Source organism: Leptospiraceae bacterium (assembly GCA_024233835.1).
Taxonomy (GTDB): Bacteria; Spirochaetota; Leptospiria; order Leptospirales; family Leptospiraceae; genus JACKPC01.
The window spans coordinates 36,053-55,842 of record JACKPC010000002.1; the positions used below are offsets into that span (position 1 = coordinate 36,053).

Below are 19,790 nucleotides of genomic sequence, written 5' to 3' on the forward strand. Positions count from 1 at the left end.
CATAATGACATTGAAATTAGGGGATTTACTCACCCGCCAACTTTACTGCGACATCAATGATTTCATCACTATAATAATATCCATTATCTCGAATTGCTAATAAATGCTTCTTCACATTATCTATCAAATTTTTCTTCTTAGCTTCTAATAAAACTCCAATACTTCCTGTAAAATTTAAACCTAATTTCTCAGCAGCAATTCTCGCCTGTCTATCGTCAATAATGAGAAAGGAACCTGTATTATAAGCAAGGGCAATCGCTTCTTTTTCTCCTGCATCTATCGCTCGAATCGTTATTAAAATTTCTCTGGCAATTACTGGTCTGGCTGTAACTTCAATAAAAGAAGAAATAGCTTTTTCCAGCTCTTCTACCTCATCAGATAACTTAATAAAAACTTCTCTTTCTACCATTGGCGGAATTTGAACTTTTCCAAACAAATCTTCCAGCAGATGAATTTTTCCTATTTTTGCCAGAGCAATGATAGGTCCTGTATTGGATACAATATTCATGGAAACATGGTCTCCAGAGTTTTTATATCTTTTTCAATTTCCTCTATTGCTTCTTCCGGCGGATAATTAAAAATAGATACCCTGTATCTCCCACACATGTCTAAAAAATCTACTCGGGTAATACCAATCAACCGTGCCGCTTTTCCTGAGGAAATTTTACCCAATTCAAACATTTTTAAAGCAGCCATCAGTCTTATTTGATAGTTCAGCTCTTCTTTAGTCAAGCCCACAGCCATATCGAAATTATCCGGTATCTCAATTTCCATCTTTTCCATAATCAAATCTCCTTTTCCCCATAAATCCCCCATAGGGGGACTTTTATCAAATATAAAAGATTTCTCCCCCTATGGGGTCGGGGGATTCGGTGTACCTAATAATATTTTTCATATATTCCTGAAATTAATTGGCTAATAAATTACAGATTAAAATAAATAACGATATTTGTAATTTAAAAAATATATATCGTCAATTTGATCATCTGTCAAAATAAATAATTCCATACTTTGCTATAAACCATTTCCTTCGACTTTATAAGCTCCTATCTTCGACTTTATAAGCTTCTATCTTCGACTTATCCTTCTCATCCGGTTGCTGTCCTTCGGGAACGCTGACTGAGAGTGCTTCGGTGCACCCAGTTACTGAGCAAGCGAATCGGAGACTGAGTAGCGAAGCGTATCGAAGTCCCGAAGCCCGGCCCGGGAAAGAGAAAAGTGGACTTTTTCCCTGATTCTTTGAGCGCTTACTACTTAATACCGACAATCCCGATCCATTATTTTTAAACTCTTTTAAATTAGAGCATTGACAGGATAAGATTCCTGCATCATAACTACCAAAAAAACCCGGAGACTAGTCTATGGAAAATCAGATTTTTATGATCCTCTCTATCATCGTCAGTGCAGTTATCTGGCTCAGGTACATCAGAAAAGAAGATAAGTATGAGCCGGAACCTCTTATGACGGTTCTTCGGGTAGGGCTTACAGGTGGTTTTATCAGCACCATGATAGCCGGTTTTCTGAATGTGGAAGCTGCAAACTTTTTGCAGGTAGATATCGGAAATACCCAGAATATGTCCAGTATGCCGGCAGGTATTCTTTCCACTTTTATTGGTTTTAACGAAGAGTTTAATAAAGCGATAGCGACTATTTTTCTGGTTCGAAACCTGAAAGATCTGAATGAGCCGGTAGATGCCATTGTCTATTCCACTGCTGTAGGTCTCGGTTTTGCCTTTATCGAAAACTTTTCCTATTCCATGCAGTATGGTTTTATAAACCTCGTTATGCGCTCAGTTACCGCTATGCCCCTGCATATAGGTCTCGCTGCTCTCTGGGGCTATAAGATTGCCGATGCAAAGTTTGTAAAAAACACGGGACTTTTCAGGGAAATGTTTCCTATGATTATCACAGCTTCCTTAATCCATGCCTTATACGATTATTTAATTTTTACGATTAATAATCCTCTGGTTTCTCTTTCTATCAGCCTGGTCACCGGAGTAATTTTAGTTAAGTTCATCAAAAGAAAACTGATAGAGCTGGCCGAAAAAAGTCCTTTTAAACCCCAGAATTATGTAAAAAAAGAGGTAGAATTTCTTTAAACGTAAGCGAACCACCGATGGTTCGCCTGCTTACCTGAAAAACCTGAGTATGGCTTTTCTGTATAGAATCTCATTCAGGGGGTCTTTTAACTCAAAAAGACTCCTGTCTTTGGAAAGAGAACTTACCTTCTCTTTTCCAAAGATTCTATCGAGGCCGGAAAAGAATACCGAAGCAGTAGCCTCAAGTCCGAAAGGAAATTCTTCTTCCATCTTTACACCTTTATCTTTTCTTCCGGAAATATCCCAAATTCTTGCCTCCAGGTTTTGAAGATGTTCGTGCAGGTAAAAGACTTCCCTTTTATCTTCCTCGGATAAGAGCTTTAATTCTCCGTTTTCCTTTAATTTCCGCAAAAGCTTCTTTCCGAATCCGCAAAATATGGCCGTAAGACTCAAGATTTCGGAAAGACGGTATTCGAGGGCATGGGCTTCATACTCTAGAGGTAAGATATCCTCTTCAAGAATTTTTAGTTTATCTGCTCTGGCCCGGCAATGCGTGGCTTCCGGTGTAAATTCGGTATGGATTCTTTCTATACTCATTTGGGAGGAATCTACAGGTATGAGGACCGGAACATAGGTCTGCCGTTTTTCGTCTTTGGCTATAATAATAAAATAATCTGCTCCATAGCCATTGGTCAAAAAACCTTTTTGGAAGTTTAAGTCTCCTGCCTCTGAAATTCGACTCTGTAAATTTTTAAGTCTTCCTTTCCAGCCGGGTTCTGTAACTCCTGTAGAACAGATGGCTTTACCCTCGATAATCTTTTGTAAGACTTCAGCCGCTTTTTGAGAGCCTGCCTGTTTTGCCATTTCGAGAATCCTTCCGGAAATGTTTACCTGTGCCATAAGAGCGAGGCCTATGCCTGTACCTCTCTCTTCTTCTGAAAGTAGACTGAGCTTTTTATGAAACTCAACAAAGCTCCCCCCTTCCAATACGCGAAAAAAACCATCTTCTGCAAGATAGGGTAAAAGTTCTCGATACAGAGTTTCATCGGGCTGTGAGGATAATTGTTGTAGTTTTTCCGGGCTTTTCACAGTAAGCAGTAAAAAAAATAGAGTCCCAGAAAAAAAGAATTTTCTCTTTTCTCATATCCCTACTTTTATCAGGAAATGGTTTTTTTTCAGAGAACGGCACATTACCTCTTCTTTCTCATTGCACTTATTCAGGCTTTAGCTTATCGTTGGGTCTGTGACGATGCCTTTATTAGTTTTCGCTATGCGAGAAACCTTACAAAAGGATTGGGTCTTGTATTTAATGAAGGAGAAAGAGTAGAAGGCTATACAAATTTTCTCTGGACTCTTTTACTTTCCTTAGGCTTTCAATTTAAACTAAACCCGATTCCCTATTCAGAAAATTTGGGTGTTCTTTTCTATCTCGGAACTCTATTTGTCACCTACTACTTTGCCAAAAAAATCAATGCCAGGCAAAGAAATTATTTCCCTATAGCTTTCTGCGGACTGGCTGTGCATAAGTATATGCACACCTTCGCTTCTTCCGGGCTGGAAACTTCTTTTTTCACCTTTCTTGTTTTATCTGCCTATTACTATGTTTTTCTTGCCGAAGATCTAAAACCGAGACTCATTGCTTTTACCTTATTAAACCTGGCTGCTCTTACCAGACCGGAAGGACTTTTGTATTACTTTGTAGCTGCTTTTTATATATACTATTTAGATATTAAAAATGGGATCTTATACAGGGGTAGTACCGGAAAGGAAATCCTTTTAAGATCTCTTCATCACATTCCTTTTCTAATTATCTATATACCCTATTTTATCTGGAAATACAACTATTACGGATTTCTTCTCCCCAATACTTACTATGCAAAATCAGGAGGAGGAATTTATTTTTCCCAGGGCTGGAAATATTTAGAAATATTTTGTGATGCCTATTATTTCCTGTATACCCTGCCCTTTTTTCTAATTTTGTACCTATTCAGACTTCGTAAAGAAAGAAATACACACAGGAACTTTTTACTGATTTTTATAGCTCCTCTCCTTCATCTTTTGTATATTTTAAAAGTAGGAGGAGATTTCATGTTTGCCCGCTTTTTCATTCCTCTCTTACCTTTTGTATATATTCTTTTTGAAATATTCCTATATCGCTTTTTTAGAAAAATCGATAATACCTTAAAATTTGTAGCTTTAATCATTTTAACACTTCTGTTCATGGATCCCTATAAAGGAACCTCCGTACCGATTATTAACGGAATCAGCAATGAAAGAGAGATCTACAAACCCAATAATGTAACTTATCTTATGCTAAAAATACTCTCCTGGAAACCACATTTTGAAAGAGCCAATGTGCGTTTTGCTTTTGGTGGAGCCCAGGCAATCTATGCTTACTACCTGGAAAACAACTATGCAATTGAAGCAGAATGCGGCTTAACTGATTCGTATCTGGCACATAGAAAAATCAGTATGAGAGGTAGAGTCGGACATGAAAAGGAAGCTCCTCTTTCTTATTTAAAAGAAAAAGGCATTCACCTTCACATGAGCGGAGAGGAAGGTCACTGGGGAGAAGAAAAATATAAGGGTTACATAAAGGGTCTACCCGGTGAAATTAACATCATCTATGATGATCCGAATGTAATCAATATCTTAAGGCAACACCCCGATATACAGTTTCCCAATTATTAATTACTAATATAAGTATTTCGATATTTATTTCAGAGGAAGTTATGGAAAATCAAAATGATTTGCTGGAGAGGAGACGTTTTTCAGAACAGATGAAAACAGAGCAACGTAGTATTCATGTATTCGATGCAGGTGAAAATCTATCAGAAGAAGTCTGCAGGCAAATACGAGCGGAATATGAACATCTGGGCGGACTTCATATTTGTAATACAGGTTTGAAAAGTGAAGAAGAATTATTACCTTTTATGGATGCACTGGGATTTTCCAAGCTTCGTCAATTTTCCGGTGGAGGACGAACCAGTACCCAATGGCAAGAAAAATGGGTAGTCCCCGGTCTTCGTCGAATGGATTATTATCCGCCGGATCTGTATCTCTTACCCAATAATGAAGTACAGTATCAACGTTATTCCCCCAGGGATATTCTGTTCTTTTGTAAAAAACCTGCTGAGACGGGAGGAAGAAGTTTCTTGCATGAGGCAAAACGTGTAGAAAGGTTTTTAATAGCAAAAGGTGGTAAAAAGTTATTAGATAAATTGGATAAATTTGGTCTGACAATAGAAACAGGTTTTCTGGATAATAGGCATCCCAAAAAGTCAGAGAACTATTTTGCTTCCTGGCAGGAACGCTTTCAAACGGAAGATCCTTCAGAAGCTCTTGCAATCATCAAAAATAAACAGGATGAATATGATGAAGGCTGGTGGAATTTAGATGATGGAGAGTTTCCAAGTCTTATGACAAAAATAACTCTCTCCGCCTATAAAACTCTGGGTAAGGATAAATTTCTTCGTTTTCCGAGAATAGCATTGGGAGAAGCTAATATTCAAAATGGTTATCGACGCTATCTCCTGGGAAACGCTCAGGAAATGACAGATGAAGAAAAGACTTTACTCTTTGAAGCCTATGATAAAACCAAAGAAGGTATTCAGTGGCAATTTGGTGATATAATTCTTTTTGATAATATTCGCTACGGTCATTCCAGGGAAGCCTTTGAGGGGGAACGGGAAATTTGGGTTGGAATGGCAGGAATGGTCTGGGACGACAGGCTTAAAAAAGAACCTATTCCAATAAAACAAAATACCATTCATTCTTATGAGCCCCAAATAAATTCTCAACACTATTATCGTCAGCCAATTAATGTTGATAAAAGCAAAGCCTGCTCTATGCGCATCTTTGATGCAAAAGAGAAGCTTTCTGAACGTACAATACATTGGATCCGGGAAGAATTTGCCTTACATGGAGCTTTACATATTATTAATACAGGTTTGAATTGCTCGCATCCGGGAGAGTTGCCCTTTGAAATTCAGGCAGCCCTGGGTTTTTCTACTGAAGAACAATTTATCTGGGGAGGAAGTAATAGCGGTAGAACCATGAGAAAACACTGGGGAAATGGTGTATATGCTACAGATTACTATCCACCTGAATTATTCTTGCTTCCCCATAATGAAATTTTATATCAGCTACGTTTACCTACACGCTTACTCTTCTTTTCTACACATCCGGCCAAAACAGGTGGAAGAACTTTTGTTCATTCCGCAAAGGGTTTTGAAGAGTTTTTACTGAATTCCGGAAATGTAGGTATTGGATTGATAGAGAAAATGTATCAACATGGCTTTCGTATTGACACGGGTTTTTTAGATGATAAGGATCCCCAGAAAAAATTCAACTACTTTCGATCCTGGCAGGAGCGTTTCCAAACACAGGACAGAGAAGAAGCCCTGAGTAAATGCCGAAAGGCTACAGACCAGTTTGATGACTGCTGCTGGAAAACTGACTTTGATAAGTGTGATGAATTTCCTATGCTGATGACCCGGATTCATGTTCCTGCGGTATTATTTGACAATAGGATGAAGGAAAACTTCTTACTCTTTCCCCGAATTGCCCTGGATCCTCCTCATCATCATAACGGATTTCGAGAGTATTTATTTGGTAATGGAGAAAAACTTTCCAAAGATGAAATCAATCTGCTACTTTCTTCTTTCATGTATGAAGCAGAAGCCAGGTATACACAATCGAATGATATCATACTGGTAGATAATATACGATACGGACATTCCAGGGAAGGCTATAGCGGAAAACGTGAAGTAGGTGTCTTGATGGCAGGTCTTATCCATAATGAGGGAGCCAAGCATAGTGAATGAGCGTTTATTTGAGCCCAACCAGATTCGATATGCAAAAGAAATCATTGAGCCGGGCATCTATCGTGATGGGCGCTGGCGATATTACGATGAGCCGGAACTTGTCTCACATAGTCTCTGTGGAAAGAATTTTTTACTTCGTCCGGGTCTCACCTTTACACCCTATGCTAATCCAACAGCCTGTAATGCTCACTGCTTATTTTGCTCGGAAGAACTTTTGCGAAAAGACGGTGAATATTTAACTGCTAAAAGAACAATCCATGATCATGATGGATATTTTAAAGGTTTGGAAAAGTTTTTCCGGGAAATACGTGGTTTTCCACTGGGCCTGAGTTTAAGCGGATTAGAAGCAACCAACGATTCAAACTGGTTTTTACGCTTAATGGAACTTTTAGAAGAGAACAAAGATATTTTCGCTGAAAAGGTTTTATACAGCAATGGAAGCGGTTTATTACGTAATCCTCATTTTTTGGATATATTAATAAAACTTAATTTTGATAGAATTGAATTATCCCGCTGTTCCTTTGATACGGAGATAAATCAAAATATTATGCGCTTTAACCGTACAGAACCTGTATATAGACAGGAAGGATTTCTCTCTCTCTTAGACTTGCTTCGCGATCGAATACATACCAAGCTGTCCTGTATTTTAAACCGTAAGGGAGTATCAAGCCTTAAAGATATTGAAGACTATATTACAAAGGCGAGACAGGGCGGAATAAAAGAAATCGTATTTCGAGAATTAAGTCAACTCGGAGATTTGTATCATATAAACTCTTTTGTACAATGGATTGAAGACCATCGAGTATCCGCAAGAAAATTCATGGACGATATTTATCCTGAGAAAAATAAAATCCGTGAAGGTTGGGAGTTTATTGCAGCCACCTGCGGATATTATTACTATAATGAAATATACTCTTTTCAAAATGTACAGGTGATCTTCGAAACTTCTTCCTATGTTGTACATCAGGAAGCACAAACAAAAGGAGTCATTCATAAACTGGTTTTTCATTCCAATGGAGATTTGTGCGGAGATTGGGTACCGAACTCTAATAAACTAGGAAACTACTATGGATGACTTTCCATATAGGAAAAATCTTAGCCTGCAAATGCTTGAAGAAGGCTTCCATATCTTCAAATTAAGGTTTTTATATTTCGGTTCTTATGCTTTGCGTTTATATGAACCTGAAAAATTAAAATCCTTTTCTCCTCCGGATATTGATCTTTTAGTAGATAACGATAAAGAGAAATTACTCTCTCTGGCAAAATATCTTCACCAGAAAAGCTGGGAGGTTCGTATCTGGGGAGAAGAATACCGAGATGATTGGGATCCATCCTATCTCGAAGGAAAATTTTATATGCGCTTAAAGTATATAACAGAAGACCAAAAACTCAGCACCCTTGATATTACCTATGAGTCTCCCTATCTAAATTTTTCTCGATCTTACGCGGAAAAAGAAGATAGATATGGTTATCCATTATGTTCTCTCAAGGATTTATGGTATCTGAAACTCTTGAAAAACAGTGAGAAAGCTCTCGCATTTGCAAAAGAACATGCTTTAATTATTCCGAAACAAAGTAAGAAGTCTGCAAAATCCTGGAAAATTACAGGTCAGAGATAATAAAAATTGCCTCAATTAATTTTCCAGGATAGTAATTTCTACTCTACGATTTTGCCTTCTACCTTCTTCGGTATTATTATCACCAATAGGAACTGTTGAACCCTTACCAACAGTAAGAATCTGTCGATTCTTTAATATTTTTAAAGATATAAGAAAATCACCTACAGCTTTTGATCTTTTTTTTGATAAAATTTGAGAAGTCTCTTCATAACCGACGCGGGCTGTATGCCCTGTAATGAATACATCTCTATCCGGAACTTTTTGAATCAATTCTGCAATCTTTTTTAACTTTTCTTTTTCTGACTCAGAGAGCTGAAAAGAGTTTGCTTGAAATTGAATATTTTCAAGGGATAAGGTTACTCCTTTTTCATCTGTTTTAACACTTGTATCTGTTATTCCTTTCTCTTTTAATTCCTTGTTTAAGTCTTGAGCTATCTTCTCTTTATCTAATGCTGGAGATAAATAATAAGTTCCTTTAGAATTTCCTATATATTCAATGCTTGAGCGGTTAGAAAGTGTAAAATAATAATCAAATTCTTCCTTATGAGAATCTAACCTCCCCTCTTCTATATTCCAGTAATATACCTGCTCCGAGTATCCACTTATGAGAACAGGTATGGGCATTAAGTTAAGCTGTTTATAGGGAGTTTTATAAAATATTGTATAAGATACTTTTAAAACTGCGATTTTCTTAGAATCTATAGTAAGATTATTAAGATATTTATAATGTACTTTTATTGGTATCCGAAGAGGTTGTTCTAAACCAAACTGCTTTTTCATATCATGAACCTCGTAGGCATCAGAGGTCCAGGTTTCTCCTATATTAATATCTTTATCCGGAAAAAGCGGAATGTTTCTGATAACCGGCATGAAATATTTATCATCTATAGTATATAAACCTAACCTATCACGCCAAAATTTCGATTGATAATCTTCCTTCAATTGAAAAGAAGACTTATTTCCAAGGAAATTTTCAGAGGTCTGGTAAATACAATCTAATTCTCCGGAATCAGATTTTGTATTAATCGTATGAACCGCAATCTTATTCATAATTTTTGTTCGATTCGTTGGGATTCCATTAATATTTATATACTCATCGACTTCGTGAATAATTCGATATTTCTCACCTTTTAAATATTTATATTGTAACCTTTCCGGATAGATAGAAATACTTAATAAAAATAGGTAAAATACAAGAAGATTGAGATAACGATTCATAGTAACTCCTTACTCCTATTTATGTAGCCTTCATAAATACCTTAGTTGATATATTATAGTTTATAAGAATACGTTTATTTTCTTTTCAAATATAAGGTTCCAATTACAGAAAGTATAGCTCCTAAAACTAAAAAAACAGAAGCACTTACATAATCAGCAGGAAGCGGGCCTGCCGAACGAAGCCCTATACTCCATCCGAAGGTTGCATTTAAGGCAGATCCAATTCCAGCTAGCAATAGAGCATATCCTATCGTTTGAATAATAACCATGAATATTTTCATAAATTTCTTTCTCCTAAAGTGTATATATCCGTATTACTTATTGATACTATTAAATTATAACCGGACTATAGTGCAACTGTCATTTTTTATGGAGATAATATAACAATAATTTCTTTCAGCTTATCCTTTCTTTTCTGATTTTTTTCTTTTTCGTATCTGAACTTTGTATATGTCAGAGCGTCCTGTCCTTTATTATTCTTAAAAATTGCATCTGCACCATATTTTATAAACAGACGAACAAGATCCGGCCTGGCGTAAGATATAGCCATATGCAAGGGAGGTAGAAATTGCTTCTCATATTGATTTAACTCTACCCCTGTTTTTAAAAATTCTTCCATCCACTTTGGATCATTTTCTCGTATAAAACCATTTATTGCTTTTTGCTTATATTCCGGTTTGTCTTTTAAGAAATCAATATATAACTGATAGAAAGTATCTCTCTCAAAAATTTTTGCAAAATTATTCCGTATATACTTCTTCCTCTTTGAAGATTTATCTTTCTTGTATACCAGGTTAGTTTTTCCCGAATTATAGTAAATAGGTCGTTTATAAAAAAGCAGACTTTCCGGTATAACAACTTCACTATTTATAACCGGGTAATAAGATGTATCCCGAACTAAAACCATCTCGCCATCTTTTATATCTCTTGATTCCTGTTTCTGATCGGACTTAAAAGATTCTTTTTCCACCTTTTCTTCTTCATACGAACCGAGGCGAAATGGAAGACTTATCCAATCCCCTATAGAAATAACCATATCGATTCCGAGAGTGAAAATAGAATAAATAGCGAGGTGTTTAATATAGGATGCTTTTCCGGTTCCTTCATAAACCCAGGCCAGACCGATAACAATAAACTTCATACGTCCTTGATTATCCTTCTTAACCTGCTTATCACAAAGATACAGGGCTTTATATTGGTTTACTTCGTAATCAGTATAAGTAATATTTTCCCTAATTTTAAATCGAAGGCCTTCCTTTTCTTTTCGCAGGAATTTTAAATTTATAGATGAGTGTTTTCGAGTTTCTTTCTCTCCGCGAGAGATTTCTTCCTTTTTAATGAGTTTCTTCGTAACATGAGTAGAAATTAAAATACAATTCATCACAGGAAGTAAGCATAAAAATATAAGAGCCTGTCTGAAAATGAAGCTACAGGCTCTTGCAGCTTGCTTTTCTTTAATAGATAAGCCTGTTTTATGACACGCTGTAATATTTCTTAAAGTAGGCATTCTCCATATACTATGGAGCAGTTTGTAAATTGCAAGAGTTTTTAATAATCTCTTATATGTTTAATGCTTAAGGGATTCTATTTTTGATGCAATATAGGAAAATATTTTTTTTACAATAGTAAGTATTGGATTTCTGAAAATTCAGAAGGAGGCATAAAATAATAACCCTGGTAATAATCAAAACCAAAGGTTTTTAGTAAACCCACATATTCCGGTTTTTCAACTCCTTCTGCAATTACCTTGATATTCATTTTATGAGAAAGTTCAATGATTTCCTGTACTAATTTTTTATCCTTTTTTTCTTTACATATACTTTGAGTAAAATCTTTATCAATTTTTAAACAATGAAAGGGATGTTTCATCAAGCTCCCAAAAGATGAAAAACTTGTTCCTACATCATCTATGGATAGTTGAAAACCATTATTTTGAAGATAATTTAAGTCTAAATCTAAGTTCTTAACATCAGAAAGTAGTGATTCAGAAATTTCGAACTCTATATTTTCTTTTTTTATCTCTTTAGCATTTAATGTTTCTATAAACTTACTCATTATTTTACGATTACTAATTTGGCTGTTTGATAGATTGATTGAAATCTTAAAATTTTCATTTCTGTGTAAATAATATTTAAAATCATCACAAACTTTATTTAAAACAAATATAGATAAATCTTCTAATATACCGGCTTCTTCTGCATGTGGAATAAATTCAGATGGCGACACATAACCCAGTAAAGGATTTTTCCAGCGAAGTAAAGCTTCAGAACCCCGTATTTTTCCTGTATCGAGAGCAACAATAGGTTGATACTGTAATTTTAATTCTCCTTTCTGTATGGCATATCTTAACTCGCTCTCAATAGAAATTGGATTATGTTTATCATCCTTCATTCCATCAGTATAAAAAATAAAGTGACTTTTCTCTTTTTCCTCCGCCTGGGCACTTGCAACAATAGCTTTTTGCATCAAATCTTTTGCTCCGATTCCATGTCTCGGGCATAAAGAAACCCCGAAAGAGTATACAGGTTGTATTCTGGTTGTATCTGAGCTGAATTCTTTTTTTATTTCATTTCTAATAGCTTCCAATTTTTTCTTTAGATGATATTTATCTATTATATGTGGTATTACTAATGCATATTTATCTCCTCCAATTCTCGCGACCATTCCTTCTGAACTAATACTTCGTTTTAATCTTTCTCCAAGGACTATTAATATTTTATCTCCAAATCCACGTCCATATTCAGTATTAATATTTTTAAAATCATCTATTCCAAGATATACTACCGCAAGACTTTCTGAGGAAAACATCGCTCTTTGAATCTCTTTTTCAAGATGTTCAAATAATAAAGCCCTATTCGGTAAACCGGTTAAGGAATCATAATTCGCTTCATGACACAACTTCTTTTCATATTTTTTCCTAAGGCTGATATCTTCACTTACAACAAGATAATGTAATATTTCTCGCTTTGAAGAATATACCGGACTTAATTGCAATGAAACCCAGAAAAACTCACCACTTTTCTTCCGGGTCAAAATATCTCCTTCCCAGGTTAATCCTGACGATAGTCTTTGCCATAGCTCTTTATAAGTTCCATCTAATATATCAGATGCCTTTAATATACTAAAATTTTTTCCATAAACATCTTCAGCTGCATAACCGGTAAGCCTTTCAAAACGTGGATTAACATATTTTATTTTTCCTTCTATATCACAAATAAGTACCATAGCAGGGCTTTGTCTTACAGCACCTGATAACCTTCTTAGTGAATCTTCCGCAGACTCTAACTCAGTTATATCCTGTATTAAACCAACAAGTCCGGTTACGTTTCCTTCTTTTATTTCAGGAGTACAGATAACCCTGATTTTTTTTACTCTTCCCTGCTCTAAATAAATATTACATTCTTCTTCAAATCCAATAGCACTTCTTATACTACGATTAATCGAAATAACTAATCTTCTTCTCTCTGAATCTTTTAAAAAATGAAAGGAACCCTTACTATCAATAAGATTAGATCGCCCTTCCATTACCCAATGAGCTTCTTCGCTCCATTTTATAAATTTTTGTTCTATATTATAAGTCCAGGATCCCACACGGGCGATTCGAATAATTTTATCTTTTGAATTCTCTTTTAACTTCTTTTTCTTTAGTTCTCTAGTAATTCCTATTATTCTATAGACTTCATTTCTTTCATTTATAAGAGGAACAAATGTTGCTTGAACATAAACTGTATCTTTCCCAAAATTTATAGCTTCTTCTCTATGTATTGTCCTTCGAGTCTCTTTAGCTTCTTCGAGAATAGGAAAGAAAACATTGTAGGAGGATTCAGGTAAAATTTCCCTTGGAGTTTTACCAATTGCTGATGAATAAACTCGAACAGAATGATTTTCACCCGCAAGATTAAAGTATAAATAATGATATTCCGAATCAAAAAGTGCAATTCCATAAGGAAAGTTTTCTATTAAAACCAGCCATTCATCTTCTGTAAGAATTTCTTTCTTAAAGTCTTCTGTTTTTGAAAATTCCTGACCTTCATTCATAAATTTTATCACCATATCTTCTTTATTCATCAAAATTGAAAATAAATAAAAGGTTGAATTTCCGCTGTATTTAAATTATAAACAACAAGAAGACTTATAACAAAAAGGAAAGCCTGCGCGGAAGGAGGTAAAATAAGCCAAAACTCTTTTATTTTCTTATGTAGTTTTATAGGTAAAAAAACAATTATATACGAAAAGAACAAAACACCAAGGATATCAACAGAAGGCAGTTTTAAGGATAGATTACTATGAAGAGCCTGAAAAGCATCTTTGAAGAGCTCTAAACTTTTACTTCGAAAAAGTAACCAACCCAACATTACCAGATGAAAAGTTATGAAATATTGTATCATACTGAATACCGGATTATCGCTTTTTTTATTAAATCCTAGAAATCGTTCCAATGCAAGCAAAAAACCATGGTACAAACCCCAGAGTATAAATGTGTAACCGGCTCCATGCCATAATCCACAAATAAACATCGTTATAAATAGATTTCTATATACCATATTTCTATTCCCTCCCAGAGGAATATACAAATAATGCATAAACCATTTACCTAAAGAAATGTGCCACCTTCTCCAGAAATCTGTAATTGAATAAGCAATATAGGGTCTATCAAAATTTAAACTTAAACGAAATCCTAAAAGCATTGCAGAACCTATTGCCATATCAGTATAACCCGAAAAATCACCATAAATCTGCAAACCATAAGCATAAATTGAAAGTAAACCATAAAAATTTCCCTGTAAAGACGGGTTATCAAAAAAGCGATCCGAAAGGTTGGCTCCCAACCAGTCAGCCCCTGTTTTTTTTAAAAGACCTGTGATAATAAAAAAAAGAGCCAGAGAAAAATAATATGGGTTTAAACGAAAATGTTCTCCTCGATTCTTTAATGAGGGCAAAAAGTCAGAAGCACGGACAATCGGGCCTGCTACCAACTGTGGAAAAAAGGTTACATATAGAGAAAACTTTAAAAAATTACTTTCAGGTTGAATTTTTCCTTTCCAAACATCTATACTGTAAGACAAAGTTTGAAACGTATAAAAAGAAATTCCTACCGGTAAAAGTATTTCTGATACTTTAATACTATATAATATACCATTTACTGTGAAAGGCATAGATAATACTTCTAATGCCGGTATTTCTTTACCATTTATCCTGAGACCGTGTAATACTTCTGAAAAAAAACCAAGGTATTTAAAAAATACCAACAAGCCAAGGTTTAAGAACAAAGATATAAACAAATATCCGGTGCCTGCTTTTTTTTCTTTTTGACTTTCATAAATTAAAAGACCAACGAAATAGTCTACAAATGTTGAAAAAAGAATCAGAAATAAAAGAGAAGGGTTCCAGCTTGCATAGAAATAATAAGAAGCTATAAGTAAAATAAAGATACGAATTCCCTCATATCCTCTTAAAATTAAAGAAAGAAAAAATAAAAATAATAAAAAATATGCATAAGAACTGGTATTAAATAGGATTGCTGCTGACTGCTTTTCTAATTTTTCCTCATACTCAACTTTTTTCTTATATTCTTTATCTCCTATATATTCTTTGTATGCTGCAAATATATCTTCATAAACAATCGAAGCGTATACATCTCCTCCTTTACGAGTAAGATGTGTTCTATCTACTTGTAAATAGCCTTTTTGATAAAGTTCTCTATTTTTTCCCTGTTTTCCCATAGCTTTCAGGCTATCATAAAATGCCACATTATTTTGCAGAGAGATAGCTTTTTGCAATTCCCTGATTACAAGTACCTCCGGCATAGTATCAAAATATCCATAAGAGTTTTTCCTGATCCTCTCTAATGGAGATAGAACAATCATGTTAGTCTGAGGTAGTGCCCGTTTAAAAGTTTTTAGTACTTTCTCAAAACTGTAACGATAATAGTTTGGAGTAACTACAGAAGTAAGCCACATGTTTTGTGATTCGTTCACACCAAATTGAAAAACAATAAGATCCGGTTGGAAGTGTTGCATACCGCAGGAAAACGTTGCATAAGGGATAGTTAATAAATCTTTCATTTCCATACTGGTTCTAGAAATGGAACTATAAGCAATACCCACAGCAGTTTCTATATTGATGATATCGAGATAGGGAAAAGGAGGCTTTATATCATGAAAAGTTAATTTAACTGAGTCTATATCCGGTAAATTAACTTCTGAATACGAACAGGATCCCTCAATATTCAAATTTCTGTTTATTTTTCCCATCGGATATTTTAATTCATAACTCAGAGAAGAAGGAATATTAGAATAGGAATGAAAATATAAACCAAGTTTTCTCCATTTTTTAAAACCCTCCGGTAATTCATGCCGTGTATAAACTCCATTTCCATTAAGCCTGGCCGATTCACCGACAAAACCAAGAGAAGACTTTTCCTTGCCCCAGGGTTCAATAGCATCCCATTGAAAGTAATTTTCAGATGTATAATTACGATGTTCTAATATTCTTCTCTCCAGTCTCGGAACAATAGGAACAAGTCCCCTTCCGCCATCTCCAAATTCTTTTTGGAATCTTTGTTTAAAACCAAGTGTTACAAAATCTCCCCAGATAAGGGAATCTCCAAAATGAAGTATCCGAACTACTCTCTTCTTTCCACTTTTTAATTCTTGTAAGGCATCAAAGAATTTTGCTAGATGTTTATGCTGAGTTCCTGAATATAGATTTGTTTTTTCTGGTGAGGCAGGAATCATCATTTTTTTTCCCGCAAAGAAATGTGCTTTTAGTTTAGCAGGAAGTAAATCTTTTGTTCCGGGAAATATTCCTTTTTCTTTCAAATAAGGAATTTGTTCACGAGAAAAAATAACTAATGTTAGAAAGAAAATAAGAAAAATAAAAAAAGTAAAAACCCTCCTGTATAATTCCTTCAATTCTTCCGCCTTGCTCTTATCAATCCCGCTATCAATTCAGATTTATCTTTTAGGATTTTAATTCAAGCTTTTTTCCAAGATATATTAAAGATTGAACTTTACTTGCAGGATCAATAAACAAAAATAAGATAACATTATGCACTATATTTTTATAGCTTTTATTTTTCTTTTTATTTCCTGCTCCGGAACAAAATTTTTAAAAAAAGATGATTATTATCAATCTTACAATGCTTTAGAAAACAATCAGGCTCAAAAAGCTCTCCAAAAACTCCCGAAATCAACAGAGAGAAATACATTCATCACCAGTATGGAAAAAACTTATCTGAGCCTTATCTCAGGTAAACCCGATATTGAAGACCTCATTAATTATTCCAAAGATCTGGATGAAAGAGTGCGATTTAGTGTAAGCCGTGAATTAAAAACTTTTTTTTATCTGGAAACCCCGGAAGGATACTATGCATCCGAACATGAACTCATCCTCCTGCACATGTTTTTGTCCTGGGGATACTCTATAAAAGGAGAATATGAAAAAGCTTATGTTGAAGCCAAAAAAAGTTCTAACCTTCTGGGAAAACATTGGAGTGCTGAAGGCAGATTTGATGATCCATTTCTTCGTGTGTTTCAGGCAGTGCTCTGGCAATTATGCGGTCATTGGGATGAAGCAAGGGTAGATCTCAGGGCTGCCTATCACATGGATAAAAATCTTCGCTGGGCAATCAAATTATCGGAACAACAAGAAGCCCCGGAGGAAATCATTTTTCTTTTAGGAGGGCCGGGTCATGAACCTAAGTGGGATCCTTCTATTTCTTACAATCCTTTAAGAGGAATGCGTAATGTTCGTTTTGAAGGAAAAGGAAAAAAAAGTATTCTCATTTTACAGAGTCAATCCCAAAAACATGAATTCCACATTTTACCGGCATCTCTCCCCTGGTATGAAAGACATCTTAAACGTGATAATGAGATTCATGAACTTATTCGTGATTCCAATTATGGACAATTAGCTTTTGCAACCGGTGTAAAAAATACATTTGTAGTCATTCTCGGAACAACAACCGGGATAATCGGAATCGCAACCGGAGTCGGAATAATCGGAGCCAGTATTTATTATGCTGCCGAGTTAAAAGAATCAGCTTTATTAGGAATAGCTCTCGGAATTACTCTAATAAAAGTAAGTGCCGAATTTATCGGAGATACATTTGATTATGCTGTAGATGATACAAAAGAAAAACTGGATACCTCCTCTGATTATCGATTTGTTCGTTTTCTACCGGAATACGGTTGGTTGGGTTGGAGAAAAAAGAATAGTGAACCTCTCATCCTTTTTAAGTCAAACCCTTATTTAAAAAAGACTATTCCTATAAAAACACTAAACACCGGAAACAAAAAGGTAATTATAGACTTTTATGCCGATACCCATTAAAGGCCAAAATTTTTCTTAGGTATATAACGTTTATGCTCATAACGATTCTGCCATTTTATTGTTCCGGTTTCTAACTCTAATAATTGAAAGGTAAATATTAGAAGTTGCTCTTTATCACCTGAAATATATCTCACATTATCATTTATCTCGCCTTTCATTATATAGGATGGAGATATAAACTTACCTGCTTCCAGTGCAGAACGCTCCACCACGGCCCCCTCCTGGGCAAGGCGGATTTCTTCCATGGCTTTTTTTCTCTGGCTTTCATCTACAAGTTGTATTTGTAATTCTACCATTCTCGCTTTCATATCCGCAGTAAGTAATTCTGTATTAATATGCTCTGAAGATAAATTTTGTATCCCGCTAAATTCAATATATACATTTTTCTTTCTCTTATCGAGAAATTGTTTCAAAGAAAGTGTAGAACTCTGGGTAATTTTTTTAATATCTTCTGTGCCGAGATCCTCAGGGCTGCCTGCTTGTTCAGTAATTGTATTACAAAAACTTAAAAACACTAATAAAATAATAGAATAAATTTGTCTTGTCATATCTCATTGAGACAGCGGTAAAACCACTGTGAAACTGGAACCTTCTCCTTCTGTACTATTAACAAATATTTTTCCACCGTTTTTTTCTGTAAACTCTTTACAAAGAATTAAACCTAATCCGGAGCCGGTTTCCTCTTCGGTTCCCCTTTTACTAAATGAAGAGTCAATTTTAAAAAGTTTATTAATATCATCTTTTGATATACCTATACCCGTATCCCGTATAAGTAAAGTAGCTTCCTTCTCTTTACTGCTTAAATCTACGTAAATGCGACCCCCTCTCGGAGTAAATTTAATTGCATTTGATAATAAATTTCGGATAACCGTCCAGATAGAGTTTTTATCTACCAAAACCCTGCATTCTTTCGGGATATTATATTCTAAAATAATTTCTTTTACATCGGCCTGCATTTTTGCCATAGAAAGGCTGTCTATCATCACAGGCAGCAAATTTAAGTTGGTAATTTCAAATTGTATTCTTCCGGTCTGGGTTCTGGCCCAAATAAGAAGATTTTCTAACAACTGAAATGTAGTTTTAGATGATTTATTAATACTTTCAATATAAGATTTGCAACTCTCATTATCACAGTATTTCATCTGATTTTCCAGCCTTCTTCCATAAGAAATAATTGAATTAAAAGGAGCTTTTAGATCGTGGGCGATAATGGAAAAAAATTTGTCTTTCGAATGATTGAGTCTTTGTAACTCATCCTGGTGCTGCTGCAATAAATATTTTTGTTTTCGTATTTCAATATGCGTCTTTACCCTGGCTAATAATTCCTTGGGATAAAAAGGTTTTCTAATATAATCCACTCCACCTGAATCAAATGCACTTTCAATAAATTCAGGTTCAGCCATAGCGGTTAAAAAAATAATTGGAATATCTCTACAACTTTCATTCTCTTTGATTTTCCGGCAGACACTCAAACCATCCATTCCCGGCATATTAATATCTAAAAGAATCAAATCAAATAACACTTTCTCTATTTTTTCCAGAGCATCTTTTCCATTTAAGCATGAGTGTACCTCATAATGCTGCTTGCTTAATAAAGAAGAAGCAAAAATTACATTATCTTCTACGTCATCAATGATAAGGATTTTATTAAATGCTTTATCTTCCATAAATCCTCCATTAGAATAACTGCTAAATTTGCTTCATACATATTTTTTCCGGATAAAAAAAGATAAAAATATAATCTAAGATATATT

At 34.9% G+C, this 19,790-nt stretch carries 16 protein-coding genes; 6 read left to right on the forward strand and 10 right to left on the reverse strand.

The features are described 5' to 3' along the window. Positions 1-25: 25 nt before the first annotated feature. Both H7A25_09480 and H7A25_09485 read right to left on the reverse strand, forming a co-directional pair. The gene (locus tag H7A25_09480) at positions 26-508 is read right to left on the reverse strand and encodes a DUF3368 domain-containing protein (GenBank protein ID MCP5500121.1); all 483 of its coding nucleotides are present in this window, start codon (positions 506-508) and stop codon (positions 26-28) included. Further along, positions 505-789, reverse strand: a complete 285-nt coding sequence (locus H7A25_09485) for a UPF0175 family protein (GenBank protein ID MCP5500122.1) — start codon at positions 787-789, stop codon at positions 505-507. Before H7A25_09485 ends, H7A25_09480 begins: the two co-directional genes overlap by 4 nt. 572 nt (positions 790-1,361) lie before the next feature. On the opposite strand from H7A25_09485, the gene H7A25_09490 reads away from it, so the two are divergent. Beyond that, entirely contained in the window at positions 1,362-2,099 is a 738-nt protein-coding gene (locus H7A25_09490) for a PrsW family intramembrane metalloprotease (protein ID MCP5500123.1), read from the forward strand. A 30-nt stretch (positions 2,100-2,129) separates the two neighbouring features. Here H7A25_09490 and H7A25_09495 read toward each other — a convergent pair whose 3' ends face one another. Beyond that, positions 2,130-3,128, reverse strand: coding sequence for a hypothetical protein (locus H7A25_09495; GenBank protein MCP5500124.1), 999 nt, complete (start codon positions 3,126-3,128; stop codon positions 2,130-2,132). A gap of 75 nt (positions 3,129-3,203) precedes the next feature. Here H7A25_09495 and H7A25_09500 point away from each other — a divergent pair, with 75 nt between their 5' ends. The 4 genes from H7A25_09500 to H7A25_09515 are packed head-to-tail and all read left to right on the forward strand — an operon-like array spanning position 3,204 to position 8,484. Then, entirely contained in the window at positions 3,204-4,730 is a 1,527-nt protein-coding gene (locus H7A25_09500; protein ID MCP5500125.1) for a hypothetical protein, read from the forward strand. A gap of 41 nt (positions 4,731-4,771) precedes the next feature. Continuing rightward, positions 4,772-6,865, forward strand: coding sequence for a TauD/TfdA family dioxygenase (locus H7A25_09505; protein ID MCP5500126.1), 2,094 nt, complete (start codon positions 4,772-4,774; stop codon positions 6,863-6,865). Continuing rightward, positions 6,858-7,940, forward strand: a complete 1,083-nt coding sequence (locus tag H7A25_09510; GenBank protein MCP5500127.1) for a hypothetical protein — start codon at positions 6,858-6,860, stop codon at positions 7,938-7,940. The genes H7A25_09505 and H7A25_09510 overlap by 8 nt, the downstream gene beginning before the upstream one ends. Beyond that, on the forward strand, positions 7,933-8,484 hold the full coding sequence (locus tag H7A25_09515; GenBank protein ID MCP5500128.1) for a hypothetical protein: 552 nt from the start codon (positions 7,933-7,935) through the stop codon (positions 8,482-8,484). Before H7A25_09510 ends, H7A25_09515 begins: the two co-directional genes overlap by 8 nt. 15 nt (positions 8,485-8,499) lie before the next feature. Here H7A25_09515 and H7A25_09520 read toward each other — a convergent pair whose 3' ends face one another. The 5 genes from H7A25_09520 to H7A25_09540 all read right to left on the reverse strand — a co-directional run bounded on the left by H7A25_09520 (position 8,500) and on the right by H7A25_09540 (position 16,616). Next, a complete protein-coding gene (locus H7A25_09520; GenBank protein ID MCP5500129.1) occupies positions 8,500-9,702 on the reverse strand; it encodes an OmpA family protein in 1,203 nt (400 codons plus the stop codon). 74 nt (positions 9,703-9,776) lie between these two features. Beyond that, on the reverse strand, positions 9,777-9,983 hold the full coding sequence (locus H7A25_09525) for a hypothetical protein (protein ID MCP5500130.1): 207 nt from the start codon (positions 9,981-9,983) through the stop codon (positions 9,777-9,779). Positions 9,984-10,069: 86 nt separating this feature from the next. After that, entirely contained in the window at positions 10,070-11,209 is a 1,140-nt protein-coding gene (locus H7A25_09530; GenBank protein MCP5500131.1) for an ankyrin repeat domain-containing protein, read from the reverse strand. A 110-nt stretch (positions 11,210-11,319) separates the two neighbouring features. After that, positions 11,320-13,770: an EAL domain-containing protein gene (locus H7A25_09535; GenBank protein ID MCP5500132.1), complete on the reverse strand. Its 2,451-nt coding sequence runs from the start codon at positions 13,768-13,770 to the stop codon at positions 11,320-11,322. Continuing rightward, the gene (locus H7A25_09540) at positions 13,770-16,616 is read right to left on the reverse strand and encodes a hypothetical protein (protein MCP5500133.1); all 2,847 of its coding nucleotides are present in this window, start codon (positions 16,614-16,616) and stop codon (positions 13,770-13,772) included. Before H7A25_09540 ends, H7A25_09535 begins: the two co-directional genes overlap by 1 nt. A gap of 136 nt (positions 16,617-16,752) precedes the next feature. Between H7A25_09540 and H7A25_09545 the strand changes: the two genes are divergently transcribed. Then, positions 16,753-18,036 (forward strand): hypothetical protein, encoded by a 1,284-nt coding sequence (locus tag H7A25_09545; protein MCP5500134.1) that lies wholly within the window; start codon positions 16,753-16,755, stop codon positions 18,034-18,036. Here H7A25_09545 and H7A25_09550 read toward each other — a convergent pair. Both H7A25_09550 and H7A25_09555 read right to left on the reverse strand, forming a co-directional pair. Further along, positions 18,033-18,584, reverse strand: a complete 552-nt coding sequence (locus H7A25_09550) for a hypothetical protein (protein ID MCP5500135.1) — start codon at positions 18,582-18,584, stop codon at positions 18,033-18,035. The two genes, H7A25_09545 and H7A25_09550, sit on opposite strands and share 4 nt — an antisense overlap. A 3-nt stretch (positions 18,585-18,587) precedes the next feature. Continuing rightward, on the reverse strand, positions 18,588-19,703 hold the full coding sequence (locus H7A25_09555) for a hybrid sensor histidine kinase/response regulator (protein ID MCP5500136.1): 1,116 nt from the start codon (positions 19,701-19,703) through the stop codon (positions 18,588-18,590). Between the last annotated feature and the right edge of the window lie 87 nt (positions 19,704-19,790).

Excerpts from the sequence above, each read along its gene's own strand:
- H7A25_09490 (MCP5500123.1), top strand. The coding sequence starts at position 1,362 with ATGGAAAATCAGATTTTTATGATCCTCTCTATCATCGTCAGTGCAGTT.
- H7A25_09550 (MCP5500135.1), bottom strand. The coding sequence starts at position 18,584 with ATGACAAGACAAATTTATTCTATTATTTTATTAGTGTTTTTAAGTTTT.
- H7A25_09500 (MCP5500125.1), top strand. The coding sequence starts at position 3,204 with ATGGTTTTTTTTCAGAGAACGGCACATTACCTCTTCTTTCTCATTGCA.
- H7A25_09505 (MCP5500126.1), top strand. The coding sequence starts at position 4,772 with ATGGAAAATCAAAATGATTTGCTGGAGAGGAGACGTTTTTCAGAACAG.
- H7A25_09545 (MCP5500134.1), top strand. The coding sequence starts at position 16,753 with ATGCACTATATTTTTATAGCTTTTATTTTTCTTTTTATTTCCTGCTCC.
- H7A25_09525 (MCP5500130.1), bottom strand. The coding sequence starts at position 9,983 with ATGAAAATATTCATGGTTATTATTCAAACGATAGGATATGCTCTATTG.
- H7A25_09480 (MCP5500121.1), bottom strand. The coding sequence starts at position 508 with ATGAATATTGTATCCAATACAGGACCTATCATTGCTCTGGCAAAAATA.
- H7A25_09535 (MCP5500132.1), bottom strand. The coding sequence starts at position 13,770 with ATGAATAAAGAAGATATGGTGATAAAATTTATGAATGAAGGTCAGGAA.
- H7A25_09555 (MCP5500136.1), bottom strand. The coding sequence starts at position 19,703 with ATGGAAGATAAAGCATTTAATAAAATCCTTATCATTGATGACGTAGAA.
- H7A25_09520 (MCP5500129.1), bottom strand. The coding sequence starts at position 9,702 with ATGAATCGTTATCTCAATCTTCTTGTATTTTACCTATTTTTATTAAGT.
- H7A25_09530 (MCP5500131.1), bottom strand. The coding sequence starts at position 11,209 with ATGCCTACTTTAAGAAATATTACAGCGTGTCATAAAACAGGCTTATCT.
- H7A25_09515 (MCP5500128.1), top strand. The coding sequence starts at position 7,933 with ATGGATGACTTTCCATATAGGAAAAATCTTAGCCTGCAAATGCTTGAA.